The organism is Marinomonas hwangdonensis, from assembly GCF_003721245.1.
In the GTDB taxonomy this organism is placed as follows: domain Bacteria; phylum Pseudomonadota; class Gammaproteobacteria; order Pseudomonadales; family Marinomonadaceae; genus Marinomonas; species Marinomonas hwangdonensis.
On record NZ_RIZG01000004.1, the window covers coordinates 140,412 to 162,123 of the forward strand.

Genomic DNA, 21,712 nt, shown 5'->3' on the forward strand with positions numbered 1-21,712 from the left:
GTACTCTAGTTGAAAGGATGAGGATTGCTTTGAAGATATTGTGTCTAAATACAGATGATGCTGTGTGGAAACATTGGTGTCAGACAGTCGATACGGATGCGAACCTTGTTCGTACCCTAACCATGCCTGATCTTTATCGTGCGGTGGAAAATGCGCCATCTTCTTTTCGTTATTGTTTTGTGTATTTAGAAGATGAAGGATTTTCTCAGCAGGTTGAAGAGGTAGTAGCACTGCGTTCTGTTTTTTCACAATTGAAAATCATTGTTTTTCCCAATCAATCGAGCCAATCGGCTGCCTTGCGTTTGTTTTCAGCAGGTATCAGTGGACAATGTGCGCCTTACATAGGTAAAGAACAGCTGTCTTTAGTTTTGTCTGTTGTCGATTCTGGAGAAATTTGGGGTGGAAAAGCGTTCATTCAAAAGCTCATTCAACAGTCTGCCGTGACAGCTCCCTCTTTTGAAAGTGAACTAGAAGACTTGTCTGAGCGTGAATTAACTGTGGCCCAGTTAATTGCAAAAGGCTTGACCAATAAGCAAATTGCTATTGAGATGAATATCACTGAGCGGACGGTAAAAGCGCATCTAACTTCCGTTTTCAAAAAAACAAACACCAAAGACAGATTGTCTCTGGCTTTATTAGCTCAATCCCGTCACACCATGCTTTAATCTGATGCTTTTTCAGCATCATAGCGCACCCTTATCGTTCATGTGTTGTTTTTAACAAACCGTTTTATTTCTGTAAGGCCGAATTTTTGGCCTTTTTTGCTTTTTTTCTCTTAATAATCTGCGCATCGAAATGGCGCATATATTGCAGTGTGTTGAAACATAATTCTATGTTTTGAAGAGAATGCATCATGCCCGCACCCCCTGCAAGAGAACTGACTGTGATGCTTGTCGATAATGAGCCAGCGCGAGCGGCCATCGTAGAGCAAGCCATGATCGACAGTGGCTATCGTGTGATTAGACGTTTGGAAAACGCGAAGAACCTCACGGAAGCGGTAACGGAATTCCAACCTGATATGGTCATTATTGACATTGAATCTCCGGACCGTGATATGTTGGAAAATATGTCTCGGCTTACCAAAGATAATCCTCGTCCCATTGTTATGTTTGCTGAAGAAGATGACTCAAGGCACGTAGAAGCCGCTATTCGTGCAGGCGTCAGTGCTTATGTAGTCGATGGTGTGAACAGTGGTAGCGTGAAAGCGTTGCTGCAAGTTGCCATTGCTCGATTCCGCGAATTTCAGGCATTGAGGTCAGAGTTAGAGTCGGTAAAAAGCCAGCTTGAAGACCGAAAGCTCATCGACAAAGCAAAAGGGCTGATAATGAAACATCAACAATGTGATGAACCCGCAGCCTATCAAGCGCTGAGAAAATTAGCCATGGATCGCAGTCAGCGAATGACGGACGTAGCGCGCAATATTATCTCGGTAATGGAATTGATGGGAGGATCAAAATGAGTCAGGTGGAGACAAATACCATTCAAAACGCCGTGCCTGTCCGCATCGGTTTTATTCCGTTAATCGACTGTGCGCCTTTTGTTATTGCTCAGGAAAAAGGGTTTTTTCTTGATGAAGGTGTGAACGTTGAGTTATCGAAAGAAGCTTCTTGGGCCAGTATTCGTGACAAGGTTACTTTCAATTTATTAGATGGGGCCCATATGTTGGCGTCCATGCCGATTGCCGCCAGTCTGGGTATTGGCACCATAAAAACCGCCATGCAGACGAGTTTTACGGTCAGTCATAATGGCAACGGCATCACCATTGGTAATGCTTTATATCAACAATTGCAGAATCTTGCAGACTCATCTACGGACATCCGTACGGGTGTGGCTTTAAAAAGGTTGATTGATCGTCGCTCCTCTGAGCTGGCGCCTCTGCGCTTTGCTATTGTGTATCCATATTCGTCCCACAATTATCAATTAAGGGATTGGTTGAGTCGAGCCGGCATCGACTCTGATAAAGACGTTCAAATTATTGTGGTTCCTCCTGTAAAAATGCTCGACAGTTTAAAGAAGGGAGACATTGATGGGTACTGTGTTGGGGAGCCATGGAACAGTTTGGCTGTTGAGCAGGGTGTAGGCCATATGTTGGTGACAGGTTATGAAATCTGGGGCAGTACACCGGAAAAAGTGTTTGGTGTGAACACGGTTTGGGCAGAACAAAATGAAGCCATCCATCTTGCTATTATCCGAGCGTTAGAAAAAGCCTGTATTTGGGTGGATGAAGAGAATAATCAACCTGAATTGCTAAACCTATTAAGTCACCCCGATTATTTGAATTGCACTGTCGAACAATTGAGGTATGGGTTTAGTGCCGTTAAGCCGAAAGGTCAATTTGACTGGCCAATGGAGGCTTACCAGCGTTTTTCTGGAGTTGACGTTAACAAACCCTTACCCAGTTATGCTTTATGGATCATGGCGCAAATGTATCGCTGGGAACAATTGCATACACGGGTTTCGCTAAATGACGTGGCGGAACAGGTCTACCGACAGGATCTTTACTGCAAAGCACTAGGTTTGATCGAAGAAGAACATATTGCCTGGCGTTTATCTGCAAATGAAGAGCGCACATGGCTAGAGTCTGTCGCCTCTGGAAAGATAGGTTTGCATGCTGAAGGGATTTTGAAAGGGTTTAAATAGAACAAAGAGAGTCTGTCTTTTTTAGTGCGTTATGCTCGTTAACAGGGCAGAAAAAGCTCTTCTTTTGTGAGCAACACTTTATGATATGGCTCTAACAAACAATAAAACGCAATAAAATCAATATATTGAGTTTATTGGCACGGTGTGTGCTAAAACTTCATATAGAAACGCAAAATATTTTGGTGGCATGAGCAACGATGCTTAATGGTCACCCACATTATTGATAGTCCAGTGTAGGGCTTTTCTTGAATGGCAAAGGCGCCTGTGAACACATTTATGTGATTCACAAGCGCCTTTTTTGTTTTTGTACTTTAAAAAAATGTTTTTAAGTGGAGTGTGATTATGAAACTAAGATTTTTGAAAGCCGCAGTTTCCCTGCCGTCCTTTGTAATGGCTCAACGAGCCAGCCGTTCTAAGCTAGTGGGCTCTACTATAATAGTGGCTTCGGCTTTTTTATCTGGCACTGCCTACGCAGAGCTGGGTTATGCAGAAAAAGAAGAGCTCAAATTTGGTTTTATCAAATTGACGGACATGGCGCCATTGGCCATTGCTTATGAGAAAGGCTATTTCGAAGACGAAGGTTTGTATGTCACGTTGGAAGCACAAGCAAACTGGAAAGTCCTCTTAGACAGAGTGATCGATGGGCAGCTTGATGGCGCACACATGTTAGCGGGACAACCCTTGGGGGCCACCATTGGGTATGGCACCAAGGCCCATATAGTGACTGCGCTTAGTATGGACTTGAATGGTAATGCGATCACAGTTTCGAATTCTGTGTGGGATGAAATGAAGAAAAATATTGCTCATTCCGCCAATGGAAAACCCATTCATCCGATCAGTGCGAGTGCGTTAAAGCCGGTCATCGATAGCTATAAGTCACAAGGCAAGCCTTTCAATATGGGGATGGTGTTTCCCGTATCCACACATAATTACGAGTTACGTTATTGGCTGGCGGCTGGTGGTATTCACCCAGGTTATTATGCACCAGCAAAAGGGGACACTAGTGGTTACATAAACGCAGAGGTCTTGCTGTCGGTGACACCGCCACCTCAAATGCCATCTACCATGGAGGCGGGCACTATATCAGGTTACAGCGTTGGTGAGCCGTGGAATCAGCAGGCCGTGTTCAAAGGTATTGGTGTGCCTGTGATTACGGATTATGAAATTTGGAAGAATAATCCTGAGAAAGTGTTCGGCGTGAGCAGTGATTGGGCGGAACAAAATCCTAACACGCATATTCGTGTTGTCAAAGCCATGATTCGGGCTGCGAAATGGCTGGATGAAAACAACAACGCCAACCGCCCAGAAGCCGTCAAAATACTCTCTCGTAGCCAATATGTTGGTGCGGATTACGATGTCATTGCCAATAGCATGACAGGCACATTTGAGTATGAAAAGGGCGATAAGCGTGACATCCCTGACTTCAATGTTTTCTTCCGTCATCACGCCACTTATCCCTACTACAGTGATGCCATTTGGTATCTCACACAAATGCGTCGTTGGGGGCAAATTGCCGAGCCGAAATCAGACGAATGGTTTATGAAAATCGCCAAAGAGGTTTACCGTCCAGATATTTATGCACAAGCAGCGAGGGCTTTGATCGAAGATGGAATCATGACGGCATCTGAGTTTCCTGATTTTGATCGTGAAGATGGCTTTAAGCCACCGCAAAGCGATTTTATCGACGGTGTTATGTATGACGGTAAGTATCCAAATGACTATCTGAAACGTTTTAACATCGGCTTAAAGGGCGACGATCAACTTTAAACCCAATAGATAATGAAGTGGCTGCGTCACCTAGTCACTTCATTGGCTAAATACAGTGAGAAAAAGATAATGATACCAAACGTAACCATGACTTCTTTAAAAGATAAGATCAGCGCCTTTTCTTTTAAAGATATTCTGTTGCCTATTTTTGGCATTCTAGTGTTTATTGCATTATGGCAAGTCGGAGCGAGTCGAGTACATACTTCGCTAGGTGAGTTCCCAGGTCCCGTGGTGGTTTATGAGCAGTGGAACGGCTTGGTAGCAGAACACCAAAATGAGCGACTAAAAGAAGAGAAGTTTTACGTACGCCAAGAGGAGCGCATTGCAGAACGACAAGCCCAAGACCCAAATTATGTTGGAACGTTAAGGGATTACACGGGCAAGCCGACGTTCTTTGATCAAATATTTACCAGTCTCTATACCGTTTTGGCTGGCTTCGGCTTGGCCAGCTTAATCGCCATACCGCTAGGGATTTTAATTGGCCTGAACCGATCGGTTTACAGTGCCTTAAATCCTGTTATTCAAGTGTTTAAACCTGTTTCGCCACTGGCATGGTTGCCTTTGGTGACCATGGTGGTGAGTGCCAGTTATGTGTCCGATGATCCCATGTTCTCTAAGTCGTTTTTGACCTCAATGTTTACGGTCACCTTGTGTTGTATGTGGCCGACCTTGATTAACACGGCAGTGGGTGTGGCTGCTGTTGAGAAGGATCTGCTTAATGTATCTAAGGTGTTGCGCCTTGGTTGGATGACACATGTGCTGAAAATCGTCATTCCGTCCGCTATTCCCTTGATGTTTACTGGTCTGCGTTTGTCTCTAGGTATTGCTTGGATGGTGTTGATTGCGGCGGAAATGTTGGCGCAAAACCCAGGATTAGGGAAGTTTGTCTGGGATGAATTTCAGAATGGCAGTTCGAATTCTCTAGGTCGAATCATGGTGGCGGTGTTGATGATTGGTTTCATCGGCTATGTGTTAGACAGAGTCATGCTGACGATTCAGCGCTTTGTTTCATGGGATAAAACGCAGGTACTTCGCTAATTCAGGCAGGACTTCCCAACAAACGTCAAAAGGAGAAAGAACATGGCAACACATTTAGACATCAGTCACATTTCGATTGAGTTCCCGACACCAAAAGGGCCGTTTAAAGCGCTGGATAATGTCAGTTTAAAAATTGAGAAAGGCGAGTTTGTCTCTCTCATCGGTCATTCCGGCTGCGGTAAATCGACGGTTCTTAACATAGTCGCTGGTTTGTACGACGCAACAGAGGGTGGAATTTTGCTGGATGGCCGCGAAGTAAAGGGGCCGGGACCAGAGCGTGCGGTGGTGTTTCAAAACCATTCATTGCTGCCTTGGTTAACCGCTTACCAGAATGTGGAATTGGCGGTGAAACAGGTTTTTCGTAAAACAAAAACCAAAAAAGAAATGCATGACTGGATCATGCACAACCTAGAGTTGGTGCACATGACTCATGCGGCGGACAAACGTCCTGATGAAATATCAGGTGGCATGAAGCAGCGTGTTGGCATTGCCAGAGCCTTGGCAATGGAGCCGAGTGTGTTGTTGATGGATGAGCCATTTGGCGCTTTGGATGCTTTGACGCGTGCCCATCTGCAAGACTCGTTGATGGAAATTCAAAAAGATTTAAACAATACCGTGATTATGATCACCCATGATGTGGACGAAGCCGTACTACTTTCTGATCGTATTGTGATGATGACTAATGGTCCCGCCGCCACAATTGGGGAGGTTTTACAAGTTGACCTTGAGCGCCCGCGAGAACGTTTGGCCTTGGCGAATGATCCAAAGTACATAGATTATCGAAAGCAAGTTCTGACCTTTTTGTATGAGAAACAGCGCAAAGTAGAGCCTATTCAGGCAGTAACTAAGAGCAAAAAAATGGCCACAAGCGCCAAGGTTGCCAATGCCTAGTCTTATCTCTCAGTCGCAGAGAGGCCCAGTGAATCAGGTGGATAAGCGTCGTCTCGTCATTGTTGGTGCTGGCATGGCTGGCAGTAAATTGGCACATGACTTACAACAAGCGTGTGGACATCTTTACCAGATCACCTTGATTGGAGAAGAGCCTCACGTTGGTTATAACCGAATCATGTTGTCTTCTTTATTGGCGAAGGAGATTTCTCACGCCGATATGGCATTAGTTGATACGCAAAAAATGCAAGCGGACGGGGTTCAGATTCTCTCAAGTGATCCTGTGCTGAGCTTGGATTTAGAAGCGAAAACGCTGCATTTATCGAGCGGGCAGGCAATTGCCTATGATCAATTGGTATTAGCGACGGGGTCTCGGGCAAGTCTATTGCCAATTAAAGGGGCCTCTGCTTCCAATGTAATGGGCTTTCGAACTTGGCAGGATGTGGATGACATGACACAGCTGACAGGCAGTCAATCTATTTGTGTGATAGGTGGTGGCTTATTGGGCTTAGAGGCAGCAGTCGGTTTGGTGAAACGCGGGCACAAGGTTGTGGTCTTTCATCGCGCTCAATACTTGCTAAATCGTCAGTTGGATGAAGAATCCGCGAGCCTGTTGCAGACAAGACTTGAGCAAATGGGTATTGCGTTTCGCCTTGGTGAGTCACCTGAGTCCTTTGCGCAAGCGGATGACGGTCGAGTGTCCCATGTGGTTTGTCAAAATGGTGAACAGTTAGCGGTTAATTTGATCGTTATGGCGGCCGGAATTTCTCCTGAAATCACTTTAGGCAAAGCCGCCGGATTGGCAACGAACCGGGCTATTGTAGTTGATGGGCAAATGCAAACCTCTCATCCCGACGTATATGCTTTAGGCGAATGTTGTGAGTTTGAGCATCAGACCTTTGGTTTGGTGGCACCGATTTGGACACAAATTAACGTTTTGATGAAGGTCTTGGTGGGTGAGAAAGCCGCATTTGCTATAGAGCCTACGCCGACCAAGTTGAAAGTGTCAGGCGTTCATCTTTTCTCCGTGGGAAGGATTCAGCCCTCAGATGAGGATAGCTGTATTTTTTTCAAAGATGTGGGCGCACATCATTATCGCAAACTGGTGGTCAACGATGGCTTACTGGTTGGCGCTATTCTTTATGGCAACGTCGCCGATGGAAGCTGGTATTTCCAGTTAATTCAAAACAAAACCAATGTCTCTGATGTGCTTGACTTACTGGTGTTTGGCGAAGCGTATTGTCGCGCCAAAGTGGCCTGATGCAAGTCGTTTTAGATAGTGATAGCCGTTAGGCATGTTACCAAAACAAGAGTTTCAATAAGGGTTACAGCAAGGGGAATATAATGACGTCAACCGTGTCTTTTCTGACCACAAAACCGCATATCATCGTCATTGGTAATGGCATGGTCGGCCACCATTTTGTTGAGCAGATGATCGCTCAGGGTGGCCATGATGCTTTTCATATTAGCGTGTTTGGTGAAGAGCCATATTTAGCCTATGATCGTGTGCATCTAAGTGAATACTTCACTGGCAAAGGTGCCGCGGATTTAGCCATGACAGATGGTTCTTTATACGACACGCATGGTGTGCGTTACTTTACTGGCTGCTTGGTGATCAAAATTGATCGAGGCGCTAAGCAGGTGATGCTCCAAAATGGTGAGTCATTGGCCTATGACAAGCTGGTCCTGGCGACGGGGTCTTATCCCTTCGTGCCGCCTATTCCGGGTCATAAGCGTGATAACACTTTTGTTTATCGTACCTTGGATGATCTAGATGCCATCAGAACTTGTGCTAAACAAGTCACACGAGGCACGGTGGTCGGTGGTGGATTACTGGGTTTAGAAGCCGCTAATGCGCTAAAAAATCTTGGCTTGGAAACCAGTGTGGTGGAATTCGCACCGCGCTTAATGCCGGTTCAATTAGACGAAAAGGGTGGTGCGGTTCTCAAAGAAATGATCGAAGGCTTAGGCGTGAAGGTCTACACAGATACGGCAACGAAAGACATTGTCGATGGTGAGAGCGCGTTCCATCGCATGAACTTTGCCGATGGCTCTCATCTAGAAACCGACCTAATTTTATTTTCTGCGGGTATTCGACCACAGGATGCTCTGGCGCATCAGTCTGGTTTAACCGTGGGTGAGCGTGGCGGTATCAGTGTGAACAATCATTGTCAAACCAGTGATGACGATATTTATGCTATTGGTGAGTGTGCGCTGTGGAATAATCGTATTTTTGGTTTGGTGGCACCGGGTTATGCCATGGCAAAATCTGCCGCTGGGCATTTGTTGACGGACTTTTTAGGGTTGGCTGGCGTGACTTTCACTGGCGCAGACATGAGTACCAAATTGAAGCTTTTGGGTTGCGATGTGGGTTCTGTTGGCGATGCTCATGCTCAATCTCAAGGCTGTAAAGTCTTTGTATATCAAGATGAAATCAGCCAAAGCTATCGAAAAATGGTGGTCTCTGAAGACGGTAAAAAGCTATTAGGTGCTGTCTTGGTGGGGGATAACAGTTATTACGACACCCTACTGCAATATTACCTCAATGCCATTGATTTGCCTGAGCAAGCGCAAGCGCTTATTTTACCTGCGATGGAGGGTGCGCCCGTTGGCTTAGGCGTAGATGCCTTGCCAGCGACCGCATCGATTTGTAGTTGTCATAATGTTTCTAAACAAGATATCAGCGACGCGGTGTGCAATGGCGCTTTGTCCGTCGGTGATGTGAAAGGCGTCACCAAAGCCGCAACGGGTTGTGGTGGCTGTGCAGCTCTATTGAAAAAAGTCGTCGACAATGCGCTGTTGGCATTGGGTGTGGAAGTGAGTACCGACCTTTGTGAGCACTTTGCTTATACGCGCCAAGATTTATACAACTTGGTGAAAATTGGCGAAATTAAAACCTTTAACGAGCTATTAAAAACGCATGGCAAAGGTCATGGTTGTGAGATTTGCAAGCCCGCGGTTGGATCAATTTTAGCCAGTGTCTGGAATGACTATGTACTGAAAAAAGAACACATCAGCTTGCAAGATACCAATGATCGCTTTCTGGCCAATATGCAAAAAGACGGCACTTATTCCATCGTGCCGCGCATTCCTGGTGGGGAAATAACGCCTGATAGATTGATCGTTTTGGGGCAAGTGGCAAAAGAATACGGCTTGTATACCAAAGTAACTGGTGGTCAGCGGATTGATTTATTTGGTGCGACCTTGTCGCAATTGCCCGAAATTTGGGAGAAATTAATCGCGGCAGGATTTGAAACAGGCCAAGCCTACGGTAAATCCTTGCGAACGGTGAAATCCTGTGTCGGTAGCACTTGGTGTCGCTATGGGGTTAATGACAGCATGAAAATGGCAATCGAACTAGAGAACCGCTACAAGGGGTTGCGTTCGCCTCATAAAATTAAATTTGCCGTGTCTGGCTGTACACGAGAATGCGCCGAAGCTCAGAGTAAAGACATCGGTGTGATCGCAACGGAAGGGGGTTGGAATTTATACGTATGCGGTAACGGTGGTATGAAGCCACGCCACGGTGATTTGTTTGCCAAAGATTTGGATGATGAAACCTTGGTGAAATACATTGACCGCGTATTGATGTTTTACACCAAAACCGCAGATCGATTACAACGTACTTCTGTCTGGATGGACGGTTTAGAAGGTGGTTTAGATTATCTTAAAGAGGTCGTGATTGACGACAAGTTAGGATTGTGTGCTGAACTGGAAGCGCGTATGCAACATGTCGTCGATACTTTCCAATGCGAATGGAAAACGACTCTGCAAGATCCAGAAGCACTTAAAACCTTTCGTCAGTTTGTTAACTATGAGGGAAGCGACAGTAATGTGGTATTTGTTGAAGAGCGTAACCAAATGCGTCCAGCAACGGAATCAGAAAAACAGCAATTAATTGCTAAGGTGGGCTAATACAATGACGACGCCATGGACATTGATTTGTAAGCAAGAAGATTTGGTGGAAGGCGCTGGGGTAGCCGCTATGGTCAGTGGCGAACAGGTGGCCATTTTTTATGTTCCTGAATCAGAGCAAAAAGTATTTGCTATTAGTAATTGGGATCCGATAGGTAAGGCGAATGTGTTATCGCGTGGCTTGGTCGCTCATCTGCAGGAGCAATGGGTAGTGGCAAGTCCTTTGTACAAACAACATTTTGTACTGGCCTCAGGTCAATGTCTTGAAGAAGATATCAAGATACCTCATTGGCAGGCCAAACTAGAGGGTAGTGATGTGTTTATCGCTGCCCATTTATAACGGTGCATGGTTTCGTGTCATTGCACTGTTTAAGGGCTATTTGGGCGTTTGAAAACATAGTGCTTCATTGGGTGGGAAACAGCCAAGAGCTAAAAATAAGGTTTTATGTGTTTGATTAGCATTTTTTAAAGTTGGCTTATTTATTGCTCTATTAATATTACTGATGCACCGTAAACCGACGATGGCTTACCCATAAAGCATACAGATATTACAAAAGGCAACGAAGCCCAATCACTTTCTTAAAAAAGTGATTGGGCTTTTTTTTGCTTAAAAAAGTGTGACTAAGAATAAAGAGGGTCTATGTCAGTAGCAAATAGAACATCAATGAGTGTGAAAACGACCTGTCCATATTGTGGTGTTGGCTGTGGTGTCAATTTAATCGATGCGCAATCAGAAAATGAAGGAGTGCCATCGGTTTCCGGTGATGTGGATCATCCTGCTAATTTTGGTCGTTTGTGTGTGAAAGGCAGCAGTCTTGCGCAAACCATTCAATCGGATGATCGCTTATTAACGCCTATGGTTGATGGTCAGCCAGTTACTTGGCAATCCGCCATTGATGCAGTGAGCACAAAAATTGCTCAAGTCGTAAAAGATCATGGCCCTGATGCTTTTGCGTTTTATCTTTCAGGTCAGATTCTCACGGAAGATTATTATGTGGCGAATAAGCTTGCTAAAGGTTTCATTGGTACGGCCAACGTCGATACCAACTCCCGTTTGTGCATGGCGTCCGCGGTGGTTGGTTATAAGCGTGCTTTTGGTTCAGATACCGTGCCTTGCAATTATGAAGATCTAGAATGCTGTGATTTATTGATTATGGTTGGGTCGAATGCGGCGTGGACTCACCCCATTTTATATCAACGAATAGTCGCAGCGAAAAAACAACGACCCAGTATGAGGGTGGTGGTGATTGATCCACGAGAAACTGCGACCTGTGATATTGCGGATTTGCATTTGGCGATTAAGCCGGGCAGTGACGCGGCGATTTTTTCCTTTTTATTAAGCGATTCCGCCCAAGCTGGCATTCTAGATCATGACTTTATTGCGAGTCACACCAACGGATTTGCTAGTGCTTTGGCGCAAGCGAATGAATCGACACCATGTGTTTCTTTTACCGCTAATTTCTGTGGGATTAGTGAGCAAAGTTTAACAAGTTTGTTTGGCTGGTGGCGAGATACCCCTAAGACGGTGACATTTTATTCCCAAGGCGTCAATCAGTCGTCGTCGGGCGTGGACAAATGCAACGCGATTATTAATTGTCATTTGGCGACGGGTCGTATTGGCAAACAAGGCGCTGGACCTTTCTCGATTACCGGTCAGCCGAATGCCATGGGAGGGAGAGAAGTGGGCGGTTTGGCGAATCAGTTGGCTGCTCATATGGATTTTGCCACACCAGGCGCTCAGGATTTAGTACAGCGTTTTTGGCAAGCGCCCAACATGGCCACAGAAAATGGCTTAAAAGCCGTCGATCTATTTCAGGCCATGGAGAAAGGTAAAGTCAAAGTGGTGTGGATTATGTCGACCAATCCCATGGTGAGTTTGCCTGACACGGCTCAAGTTCGACGTGCACTGGAAAAATGTGAGCTGGTGATTGTCAGTGACTGTAAAGCCCATACCGACACAACGGCCATGGCGGATGTGTTGTTTCCCGCGACAGGTTGGAGTGAAAAAGACGGTACAGTGACGAATTCGGAGCGCCGCATTTCTCGTCAACGGGGTTTATTATCGGCTCCCGGAGACGCTAAGCATGATTGGTGGGCAATCTGTGAAGTGGCAAAAAGTCTGGGCTTTCAAGCAGCGTTTTCTTACCAAGGCGCCCATGACATCTTTGCCGAGCATGCGGCTTTATCAGCGTTTGAAAATGAGGGCAAACGGGATTTCGATATTGGACATTTCAGTCGTATAACTAAGGCCGAATACGATGCTTTGGTTCCAGTGCAGTGGCCCGTACCAGAAGGTCGTCCACAAGGCACCAAGCGAATGTTTGAAGATAAGCGGTTTTTTACCCCCGACGGCCGAGCAAGGTTTGTGGCAATTGTACCAAGCTTGCCAAAGGTTCAAGCTTCACAAGAATGGCCTTTTACCTTAAATACTGGACGCGTGCGCGATCAATGGCACACCATGACAAGAACGGGTGATGCGGCGTCCTTGGCTAAACATACGGCACAACCCTATGTGGAAATTCACCCGAGAGAAGCCAAACGCTTGGGTATTCAGGACAAGTCTTTAGTGCGCCTTACGTCGCCCTATGGAGAGGTGTTACTAAAAGCTAAGCTGAGTCGAGCGGTTGCGCCTGGCAATGTGTTTGTGGCTATTCACTGGACGCAACAATTTGCCAACGCGTCTGTGGTATCGAATCTTATCCCGCAGGTGGTCGACCCCTTGTCAGGACAGCCAGAATCGAAACATGCTCAAGTGCAGCTCGAAGCGGTAAGTGATATTTGCTATGGCATGATCATTTCGGCGACGCCACTTGTCTTAGCCGACTGCTTGTATTGGTGCCAAGTGCCATCAACGCAAGGTTATCATTACGAAGTGGTCTGGCCCAACCGGCAAACTCAAGCTTCTTTGAGGGCGATGGATACAGAGCACCCCCATGGCAAAGTAGGAAAAACGCAATGGCTGGAGTATTCCAACCCGATTACACAGCAAATTCGGTTGGCAAAGCTGGTGAATCAAACGCTTACCCTGCTGATGTATTTGCATCCTCAGCCTGACTCTGTCATGGCCGATTGGTTACTCTCTACATTGACAATGAACACGCCTTTGTCAGCACAAGATCGTCTGGCCATTTTGGTAGGAATGCCCGCTAATATCGAAGAAAAGGGAGACATTGTGTGCTCCTGTTATCAAGTCGGCAGTAAACAGATAGAAAAAGCGATTGTTAACGGCATTAGCTCTGTCGATGGATTAGGCGCCAAATTAAAATGCGGTACCAATTGTGGATCTTGCCTTCCTGAATTAAAACGCTTTCTTCCTACTGTAACGGAGTTATCAGCATGACTGACAGAGCAATAGGCAATGATTTTACGCAATACGTAAAAATCTTAGGTCGTGGCAAGAAAGGCGCGCGCAGTTTAACCGTGGCAGAAGCTGAGCATGCTATGGGGTTGATGTTGTCTGGTCAGGTAGCACCTGAGCAATCTGGGGCTTTTTGGATGCTGATTCGAATACGAGAAGAGACGGTAGAAGAAACGGTTGGTTTTACCAAAGCGACTCGAGACTATTTATCCAAAAAAGAACCATTAGGAACTAAGGTGGATTTGGATTGGCCTGCCTACGCAGGCAAACGCAATGAATTGCCTTGGTTTTTGCTGGCGGCGATTGCTTTGGCGAATACCGGTGTGAATATTGTCATGCATGGGCATACGTTTGAGGGTGAAGATCGCTTATATGTAGAGAGTGTGATCAGCCAATTAGGATTACCTGTATGTCAATCCATTGAGCAGGCAAGGCAAGCGCTTATAAAAAGTCATTTTGCTTATCTGCCACTGGCAAAAGTCGACACTATGTTGGGTGATATGATGGACCTTAAATACGTGTTGGGCTTGCGCTCACCGGTGAATACTGTGGTGCGAATGATGAATCCATTTTTTGCCGATCACAGTGTTCATGGTGTTTTTCATCGGGGCTACGACGAGCTACACCTTTCTGCTTGTGAGCAATTAGGTGATCCCTCTGTGTTGGTTTTTCGTGGCGGTAACGGGGAGGCAGAAGTGAACCCAGAACGCGATGTTACGCTAGGCAAGTGGCAAAACGGCATTGCCAGTTGGATAACATGGCCGAAGGCAGAAAAACAACATAAGCGTTTGAAAGATGATTTGGATCTGTCACGATTAACCGATCACTGGTGTGGTAACCAGCTTGATCCCTTTGGCGAGCAGGCGGTACGACAAACCATTGCGTCGGTGGCTGGACTTCTTTATGGTGTGGCTTCTCATGAGGAATGTTTGGTGTTGGCAGATGATATTTGGGCTTGGCGTGATAAGGCTTGGTTGGGTTGTTCAGTATGAAAGAGGTTTTCATGACATCTATTAGCTTTTCTGCTGGGGTGCTGGCGGGCGGCAAAGCAGAGAGAATGTCGGGTCAAGACAAAGGTCTGTTGTTGTACCAAGGTAAACCTATGGTGTTGAGGGTTATTTTTGCCTTACAGGGCGTTGTTGATGAGGTATGTGTAAATGCCAATCGAAATCTTGAATCTTATGCAAATCTTGGCTTCAGGGTTATCGAAGATGATGAAAGGTGCAAAGGAAAAGGGCCTTTGTCGGGCTTGTTTGCTTGTTTAACCTTTGCAAAAACGTCGCATTTATTGGTGTCGCCATGTGATACGCCTTGTGTCAGCAGCGCCGCGTTTGAGGCGTTAATGGAGGCGGCTAAAGTTGATCCCGCAAAGATACATTATTTGCAAGAAGGCTATGCTATACATCCTTTGCATGCTGTTTTGCCAGTATCGAAGACTTTGTCTGCGCTTAGTCTGTTTTTAGAGAATGACAATCGTCGCAGTGTTATGGCGTTTTATGAAGTTTTTGGTTGTTCGCCTGTGGAATGGCACAACGGGACAGAATTGTTAAATGTTAATACACCTTCGCAGTTGGCTTAATTCACTCAGTTAAGACTGCTTCATTGACTCAATGTCTAACTGGTAGGATTCTCCATCTTCTTGATGCTCTAATTTCACCAATAGATAATCAAATTTTGGCACAAACCAAAAAGAGGTTTTTTTGCCTTTTTCAAGGTTGTCGGTGCGGATAATTTTAATCGCAGATACTCGGCCAAGCTTGGTATTGATAGTTTCCATTTTTTCTCGTTTGAACTGCCAGTTTTTAATATAGCCACCGTCCGCTATTTGGTAGTCAAATGTGTTTTTACCTTGTTTTAAATCCAATCGAACCTGTAATTGAATGGACAGCTTATCTAAAGTGGTAGGGTTAATAGAAAGGTTCCATGGCTTGTCTTTTACATCATTTCGAACAAGCTTTTTGTCCCAGTCAAATGTCAACGTGGCAGCCCTTTTTTTTCCTAGAACTGTGCTTTTATACTCGTATTGGGTTGGAATAATTTGTTGATTTTCAACATAAAAAGTAGATGACTCATCAAGAGACGCAATCAAGCTGTCAGCAGAAAATACAAATTTCCACAAGTGATCTGTTTTTCTTGATAAGGTCTGTTTGCCTTCAACTTTTAGGCTGATACCTTTTTTCCAAACGGTACTGTAAACGGCCGTGTAAGGCGCTAAAAAAGACGATGATTGTGTGTTGGTAGAGGAAAAAGAAAGCATGGGGGCACTCATAAAAAGAACCATTAAACACGCTGGGATTTTGCGAGTCCTCATACTTTCTCCTGCATTACATTAGGGCTTGATCATAAAGAACGCCATTTTCTGGTAAAACGCTCCCATTTAAAAAAGCCTTTCCATCGTGGAAGGTTAACCGTTTTTCACTGAACCATTTTACGGCCAATGGATAAATAATATGCTCTAAAGAGTGCACTTTATTAGCCAAGGAAGCCGCTGTGTCTTCTTCTGCGATGGCTGTACTGGCTTGCAATATTACTGCGCCACCATCGAGCTCTGGACTCACAAAATGAACAGACACACCATGCTCTTTTTCGCCTGCATCAATCGCCCGCTGATGGGTATTCAATCCTTTGTATTTAGGAAGCAACGATGGGTGAATGTTGAGCATTCTACCTTCGTAATGTTTCGCAAACGTTTCAGTCAAAATACGCATAAAGCCAGCGAGAACAACCAACTTCGGCTGATACTGATCAATCATGGTTTGTAGCTCGGCATCAAATTCGTCTCGACTCGCAAATGACTTATGGTCGAGTGTGTGAGTCGGGATGCCTGCCAATTTAGCTCGTTCTAGGCCATAAGCCTCAGCTTTGTTGCTAATCACTGCACAGATGTTTATATCGAGTTGCCCTTGCAAGCTTTGATCAATCAAAGCTTGCAAGTTGCTGCCGCTGCCAGAAATTAAGACAACGATCGGATAACTCATGCCTGCGCCTCTAGATCGGAGATTAATACCTCTTTTCCACCGTTGCGTGCACAAACATCACCAATGATCCAAGCATTTTCGCCTTCGGCTTTTAATATAGAAAGCGCTTCGTCTGCTTTTTCTGCATCGATCGAAAGTACCATACCGACACCGCAGTTTAATACACGGTACATTTCTTCTTGCTCAACATTTCCTTGTTTTTGCAACCAGTCAAACACAGCAGGGCGTTTCCAGCTCGTCGCATCAATGCGAGCAGCAGTGTCTTCTGGAAGAACGCGAGGAATGTTCTCAAGCAAGCCGCCACCGGTGATGTGAGCCAAAGCATTGACAGAAACGGATTCCATTAATGTAAGAATGGATTTTACATAAATGCGAGTCGGTTCCATGAGTGCATCTTTCAATGCGACACCGTCGATGTTTTGATTTAGATCGGCCTTGCTGACTTCAAGAATTTTGCGAATCAGTGAGTAGCCATTTGAATGAGGGCCAGAGGAGCCTAAGGCAATAAGTTTATCGCCAGCTTTTACCTTGCTACCGTCAATAATGCTGTCTTCTTCGACCACGCCAACACAAAATCCCGCTAGATCGTAATCTCCGTCATGGTACATGCCAGGCATCTCGGCTGTTTCGCCGCCCACAAGAGCACAACCTGCTAGTAAACAACCTTCACCAATGCCAGTAACAACGTCCGCTGCAACATCGACGTCAAGTTTGCCAGTTGCGTAGTAATCTAAAAACAGCAAGGGTTCTGCGCCAGCAACGACTAAGTCGTTGACACACATAGCCACTAGATCGATGCCTATGGTGCTGTGTTGATTTAGATCCATGGCTAAACGAAGTTTTGTGCCAACACCGTCTGTGCCGGACACAAGAATGGGTTTTTTGTATTTTGTTGGAAGGCGTGTCAAGGCACCAAATCCACCCAGACCACCCATTACTTCAGGGCGACGAGTTTTTTTGCTTACGCCTTTAATGCGTTCAACAAGTTGATTGCCAGCGTTGATGTCCACGCCTGCGTCTTTATAACTAATCGATGGTTTATCCGACTTGGTCATTGCCTATGCCTTATCATGGTACGAGAAAAAACAGCATTTTAGCATAGTGGCGCATTAGGGCTATGGTTCTTTGCGATTAAGACAGTAGAATAGGCAAATAAACGAAGGAAGGGTTATGAATTTGCGTATATTTTTATTATTAATGGGGATTCTTTTGATTCCGGCAGCGTATGCCGTCCCAGTAGAAGGTCTGTATCGTGCAGAAATTTATTTGCCCGTCAGAGCGTCTGAATCACAAATGCTTAACGAAGCGTTTGCTTTGGCGGCAGAAGAAGTGCTGATTAAGGTTTCCGGCAACAAAGATGCTATTAATGGTGATTTGTTGAGGCAAGCGAAGGCACAGGCTTCGGCTTGGGTTTCTGAGCATTCTGTTGCATCACTTAATGAGTTGTTGCCTTCAGAAAATGGTCTTGTGCCTGGCAAACAGATACGAGTCTCCTTTTATCAACAGTCAATTGACGGTTTTTTGTCTAAAAATAATCTCCCCGTCTGGGGGGAGAATAGGCCGTCTGTTTTGGTTTGGCTAGTGAGCGATATGGATGGCGTTAGACAATTGTCGGGCTCGAATGCCCCATCGGATGTGCTTAACGGTTTTGCACGATTGGCGCTGTCAGTGGGTGTGCCAATCTACGCGCCCTTGCTTGATGATACGGACAAAAGCGCGCTAACTACGTTTGATGTTTGGGGTTTTTTTGAAGATGTCATAGCGCGTGCAAGTCAGCGTTATCGAACCGATGCTGTGGCCGCTTTAAAGGTAAGTCGGTTTGCACGTCAAGTGGATGGTAGTTTGTTGGTCATGCTTCAACAGGGTCAGACGGAGCGGTTTTCATTGAGTGGAGACACCATGGAGGCGTTACTCGATCAAGCGGCTGTGCATTTGGCTAAAGTGTTTTCTTCTCGTTTTGCTTCCGTCCGTAATGATGCGTCGGCAAATCAAGTGAGCATTCAGATTGTTGGCATAAAAAGCTTTGCCTCTCTTGATAGAGTGCAATCGTATTTTGAAAGCATTGGTGTCGTTCGTGGTGTTACTTTGGTTAAAGTAGACGGCGATAAAGTTGAGTTTTCTGTGTCCATTGATGGTGATCAACAAAAACTGTTTAACAGTGTTGCATTAAACGATTTATTAATTGATGCGCCACTTAATGCTTTAGACCCTGATGCAAACAGGGTGAAATCGTATCAGTACAGTGGAGTAAACTAAATGTCAGACATAGTCAGTGACAGTATTTTAGAGCGAGATTTTTCAGCAAGATCTATTGAAGAGCAGCATGATTTTTTATCACAAACTTGGTGCAATCATTGTATGGAAATGGATTTAGGCATGATCAATCCCAAAGAATTTGAAACCAAGGATCGTGTTTGGATTGAAGGGGAGTGTAAGAAGTGTGGACAATCTACTATTACGGAAATAGTAGAAGAAGATTAATCTTTTCAGTCGAGTCGTCACTTCGCAAAAAAAAACCGCGCAGATGCGCGGTTTTTTTTGCGAAAGCACGGGACTATTTCTCTGTTGGATAATTTCGCTCTGGTTTACCAACGTAAAGCTGACGAGGGCGTCCGATTTTGTATGGCCCACTGATCATTTCATTCCAATGAGAAATCCATCCAATGGTGCGAGACATGGCAAAAATAACCGTAAACATGCTGGTTGGAATGCCAATCGCTTTCATAATGATGCCAGAATAGAAGTCTACGTTTGGATAGAGCTTGCGCTCAACAAAGTAAGGGTCTTCTAACGCGATTTGTTCAAGTCGCTTAGCGATTTTCAGTAAAGGATCATCAGATTGACCTAATTCAGCCAGTACTTGATCACAGGTTTCACGCATTACTTTGGCGCGAGGGTCAAAGTTTTTATAGACGCGATGACCAAAGCCCATTAAGCGGAAAGGGTCGTTTTTATCTTTTGCTTTGGCGATGAATTTGTCGATGTGCTCAACGTCACCAATCTCTTCTAACATGGTAAGAACGGCTTCGTTAGCACCACCGTGTGCAGGCCCCCAAAGCGTTGCAATGCCCGCTGCGATACAAGCAAATGGATTGGCTCCTGAAGATCCAGCTAGACGTACCGTAGAGGTGGACGCGTTTTGCTCGTGATCGGCATGAAGAATGAAAATTCGGTCCATTGCTTTAGCGAAAACAGGATTAACCTTGTATTCTTCGCATGGCGTAGCAAACATCATATAGAGGAAGTTTTCCGCGTAAGACAGGTCGTTACGTGGATACATAACAGGCTGGTCTTTTGAGTATTTATAGCAGATAGAGGCTAAAGTTGGCATTTTCGAGATCAAACGAAAGGCCGCAATCTCGCGATGTTTTGGATTATTGATATCCATGTGATCTTGGTAAAAAGCAGACAGTGCTCCAACTAAACCACACATAATAGCCATTGGATGTGCGTCATTGCGGAAACCTTCGATGAACTTATGCATCGATTGGTTTACCATTGTGTGTTTGCCAACGGTTCTTTCAAACTCTGCTTTTTCTTTTGCGCTAGGAAGCTCTCCATACAAAAGTAAAAAACAGGTTTCTAAGTAATCTGAATGTTCAGCAAGTTGGGCAATTGGGTAGCCACGATGCAACAAAACCCCTGCGTCACCATCTATGTAGGTTATAGAGGATTCACATGAACCGGTAGACATAAAGCCAGGATCATAGGTAAATACGCCATTGGCACCAAGGCTACGGACATCAATAACGTCTGTGCCAAGTGTGCCGGAAAGAACAGGAAGTTCGATAGTTTTATCGATCCCATCCACTGTAAGTAGTGCTTTTTTATCAGCCATTTATGGTCTCCTTCGTACTCTGGTTCGGGGCTTAGACGTCGTAGGTTGACTCCACCTGGCCCAGAAGGTGCGGAAAAAATACTGTTTATGGGCTACTAAAGTCAATCTTGTTCGCTTACATGGTATTTGCATCATGTTGATAAAATATGTAATTAACTGACAAAATATTGGCCTGATGAAAAAGTAAAGCTTTAGGTGTTTTTATTATCTTATTGATTTTTAATGGTTATTTAAATTTTCACTGAAAGTAAATTATGTAATTTTGCACCATTATTGTTTCGGCTTATGGGTACATTCATTTGATGAATGGTGACCATTGAAAACAGCCTGTACAGTCTATTTGTCTTAGTATTTTTCGCTAGTCTATAATTGCGCTCCGGACGATTTCATTGATTTGTTGGTGCTAATGTATAAAAGAGAGTCGCTTTTAAACATTTGTTTGCAAATCGATGAGATTTTCAAAGCAGGCCTATGACGCTGTTAGATTGCTCTGATCCAAACATCAAAGTAATTGCGTATAGACAATGGGTCGTGATTGACCATTCCATCAATATAATGGTGTAAAAGTCGTGAATAAAAAAAGACCAGTCAACTTAGATCTTTCAACAATATCAATGCCCGTAACGGCCATTGTGTCCATCCTTCACCGCATCACGGGAATTATCCTGTTCGTAGGGTTAGCTTTCTTGTTTTATGCGTTTGATCTGTCTTTAGAGTCTCAAGAAGGATTTGATACGGTAGTTAATGCATTCCAAACGAACTTTCTTGTTAAGTTTGTCATTTGGGGTGTGGTTTCTGCGCTTCTTTACCATTTTGTAGCAGGTGTAAAACATTTGTTTATGGATATGGGATATTTTGAAGAGTTAGAAAGTGGGCGTAAAGCGGCCATTGCAAACCTTGCGATTGCCTTCGTTCTCATCGTGTTAGCAGGAGTGTGGATATGGTAACTCAGATTACAAGTTTTGGTCGTTCTGGCCTTTACGATTGGATGATGCAGCGTGTTTCAGCGGTTGTATTGTCTCTCTACACTGTTTTTATCATTGGGTATTTGTTGGTTAATCCTGAATTGACTTACGAGCAATGGAGCGCTTTGTTTGAAGCGACATGGATGCGAGTGTTTAGCTTGATGGTGCTTTTATCCATTGGTATGCATTCTTGGATTGGTTTGTGGTCTATTTCAACTGACTATATCAAGGCAACCGGTGCACGTTTTTTCTTTCAGTCTCTGTGCGGTTTTGTGATGTTTGTTTACGTCGTATGGGGCGTTCAAGTTCTTTGGGGGCTATAAGT

20 protein-coding genes are annotated in these 21,712 nt (G+C 44.9%); 16 read left to right on the plus strand and 4 right to left on the minus strand.

Features of this window, described 5'->3' with window-relative positions:
* Positions 1-29: 29 nt before the first annotated feature.
* From EBI00_RS08600 to EBI00_RS08655, 12 genes are all read left to right on the plus strand, one after another.
* Complete coding sequence (locus EBI00_RS08600) at positions 30-665, plus strand: helix-turn-helix transcriptional regulator (RefSeq protein WP_123095526.1); 636 nt, start codon at positions 30-32, stop codon at positions 663-665.
* A gap of 188 nt (positions 666-853) precedes the next feature.
* Complete coding sequence (locus tag EBI00_RS08605) at positions 854-1,459, plus strand: ANTAR domain-containing response regulator (protein ID WP_123095527.1); 606 nt, start codon at positions 854-856, stop codon at positions 1,457-1,459.
* Positions 1,456-2,640: a CmpA/NrtA family ABC transporter substrate-binding protein gene (locus EBI00_RS08610; protein WP_123095528.1), complete on the plus strand. Its 1,185-nt coding sequence runs from the start codon at positions 1,456-1,458 to the stop codon at positions 2,638-2,640. The genes EBI00_RS08605 and EBI00_RS08610 overlap by 4 nt, the downstream gene beginning before the upstream one ends.
* Before the next feature lie 342 nt (positions 2,641-2,982).
* Positions 2,983-4,407 carry a CmpA/NrtA family ABC transporter substrate-binding protein gene (locus EBI00_RS08615; protein ID WP_174714912.1) on the plus strand — a complete coding sequence of 475 codons (1,425 nt, stop codon included), beginning with the start codon at positions 2,983-2,985 and terminating at the stop codon, positions 4,405-4,407.
* A gap of 69 nt (positions 4,408-4,476) precedes the next feature.
* Positions 4,477-5,445, plus strand: coding sequence for an ABC transporter permease (locus EBI00_RS08620; protein ID WP_241556991.1), 969 nt, complete (start codon positions 4,477-4,479; stop codon positions 5,443-5,445).
* Positions 5,446-5,487: 42 nt separating this feature from the next.
* Positions 5,488-6,336: an ABC transporter ATP-binding protein gene (locus EBI00_RS08625; protein WP_123095529.1), complete on the plus strand. Its 849-nt coding sequence runs from the start codon at positions 5,488-5,490 to the stop codon at positions 6,334-6,336.
* Complete coding sequence (locus EBI00_RS08630; RefSeq protein WP_123095530.1) at positions 6,329-7,594, plus strand: NAD(P)/FAD-dependent oxidoreductase; 1,266 nt, start codon at positions 6,329-6,331, stop codon at positions 7,592-7,594. Before EBI00_RS08625 ends, EBI00_RS08630 begins: the two co-directional genes overlap by 8 nt.
* An 83-nt stretch (positions 7,595-7,677) precedes the next feature.
* Positions 7,678-10,248 (plus strand): nitrite reductase large subunit NirB, encoded by a 2,571-nt coding sequence (gene nirB, locus EBI00_RS08635; protein WP_123095531.1) that lies wholly within the window; start codon positions 7,678-7,680, stop codon positions 10,246-10,248.
* 4 nt (positions 10,249-10,252) lie between these two features.
* Positions 10,253-10,588, plus strand: a complete 336-nt coding sequence (nirD, locus tag EBI00_RS08640; RefSeq protein ID WP_123095532.1) for a nitrite reductase small subunit NirD — start codon at positions 10,253-10,255, stop codon at positions 10,586-10,588.
* 300 nt (positions 10,589-10,888) lie between these two features.
* A complete protein-coding gene (locus EBI00_RS08645; RefSeq protein ID WP_123095533.1) occupies positions 10,889-13,588 on the plus strand; it encodes a nitrate reductase in 2,700 nt (899 codons plus the stop codon).
* The gene (locus EBI00_RS08650) at positions 13,585-14,598 is read left to right on the plus strand and encodes a glycosyl transferase family protein (protein ID WP_123095534.1); all 1,014 of its coding nucleotides are present in this window, start codon (positions 13,585-13,587) and stop codon (positions 14,596-14,598) included. Before EBI00_RS08645 ends, EBI00_RS08650 begins: the two co-directional genes overlap by 4 nt.
* Before the next feature lie 11 nt (positions 14,599-14,609).
* Positions 14,610-15,185: a molybdenum cofactor guanylyltransferase gene (locus tag EBI00_RS08655; protein ID WP_123095535.1), complete on the plus strand. Its 576-nt coding sequence runs from the start codon at positions 14,610-14,612 to the stop codon at positions 15,183-15,185.
* Between the two features lie 9 nt (positions 15,186-15,194).
* Here the strand turns inward: EBI00_RS08655 and EBI00_RS08660 are convergent, their stop codons facing one another.
* From EBI00_RS08660 to purM, 3 genes are read right to left on the minus strand one after another with little or no spacing between them, the layout of a single operon-like run.
* Positions 15,195-15,917 (minus strand): DUF3108 domain-containing protein, encoded by a 723-nt coding sequence (locus tag EBI00_RS08660; protein WP_123095536.1) that lies wholly within the window; start codon positions 15,915-15,917, stop codon positions 15,195-15,197.
* A gap of 13 nt (positions 15,918-15,930) precedes the next feature.
* Positions 15,931-16,584, minus strand: a complete 654-nt coding sequence (gene purN, locus EBI00_RS08665) for a phosphoribosylglycinamide formyltransferase (RefSeq protein WP_123095537.1) — start codon at positions 16,582-16,584, stop codon at positions 15,931-15,933.
* Complete coding sequence (gene purM, locus EBI00_RS08670) at positions 16,581-17,639, minus strand: phosphoribosylformylglycinamidine cyclo-ligase (protein ID WP_123095538.1); 1,059 nt, start codon at positions 17,637-17,639, stop codon at positions 16,581-16,583. Before purM ends, purN begins: the two co-directional genes overlap by 4 nt.
* Before the next feature lie 115 nt (positions 17,640-17,754).
* Here purM and EBI00_RS08675 point away from each other — a divergent pair, with 115 nt between their 5' ends.
* Both EBI00_RS08675 and EBI00_RS08680 read left to right on the plus strand, forming a co-directional pair.
* On the plus strand, positions 17,755-18,840 hold the full coding sequence (locus tag EBI00_RS08675; protein WP_123095539.1) for a DUF2066 domain-containing protein: 1,086 nt from the start codon (positions 17,755-17,757) through the stop codon (positions 18,838-18,840).
* Positions 18,841-19,065, plus strand: coding sequence for a hypothetical protein (locus EBI00_RS08680; protein ID WP_123095540.1), 225 nt, complete (start codon positions 18,841-18,843; stop codon positions 19,063-19,065).
* Between the two features lie 73 nt (positions 19,066-19,138).
* Here the strand turns inward: EBI00_RS08680 and gltA are convergent, their stop codons facing one another.
* Complete coding sequence (gene gltA / locus EBI00_RS08685) at positions 19,139-20,422, minus strand: citrate synthase (RefSeq protein WP_123095541.1); 1,284 nt, start codon at positions 20,420-20,422, stop codon at positions 19,139-19,141.
* A gap of 569 nt (positions 20,423-20,991) precedes the next feature.
* Between gltA and sdhC the strand changes: the two genes are divergently transcribed.
* Together sdhC and sdhD are read left to right on the plus strand one after the other, a co-directional pair.
* Positions 20,992-21,369 (plus strand): succinate dehydrogenase, cytochrome b556 subunit, encoded by a 378-nt coding sequence (gene sdhC, locus EBI00_RS08690; protein WP_123095542.1) that lies wholly within the window; start codon positions 20,992-20,994, stop codon positions 21,367-21,369.
* Positions 21,363-21,710 (plus strand): succinate dehydrogenase, hydrophobic membrane anchor protein, encoded by a 348-nt coding sequence (gene sdhD / locus EBI00_RS08695; protein WP_123095543.1) that lies wholly within the window; start codon positions 21,363-21,365, stop codon positions 21,708-21,710. Before sdhC ends, sdhD begins: the two co-directional genes overlap by 7 nt.
* Positions 21,711-21,712: the final 2 nt, after the last annotated feature.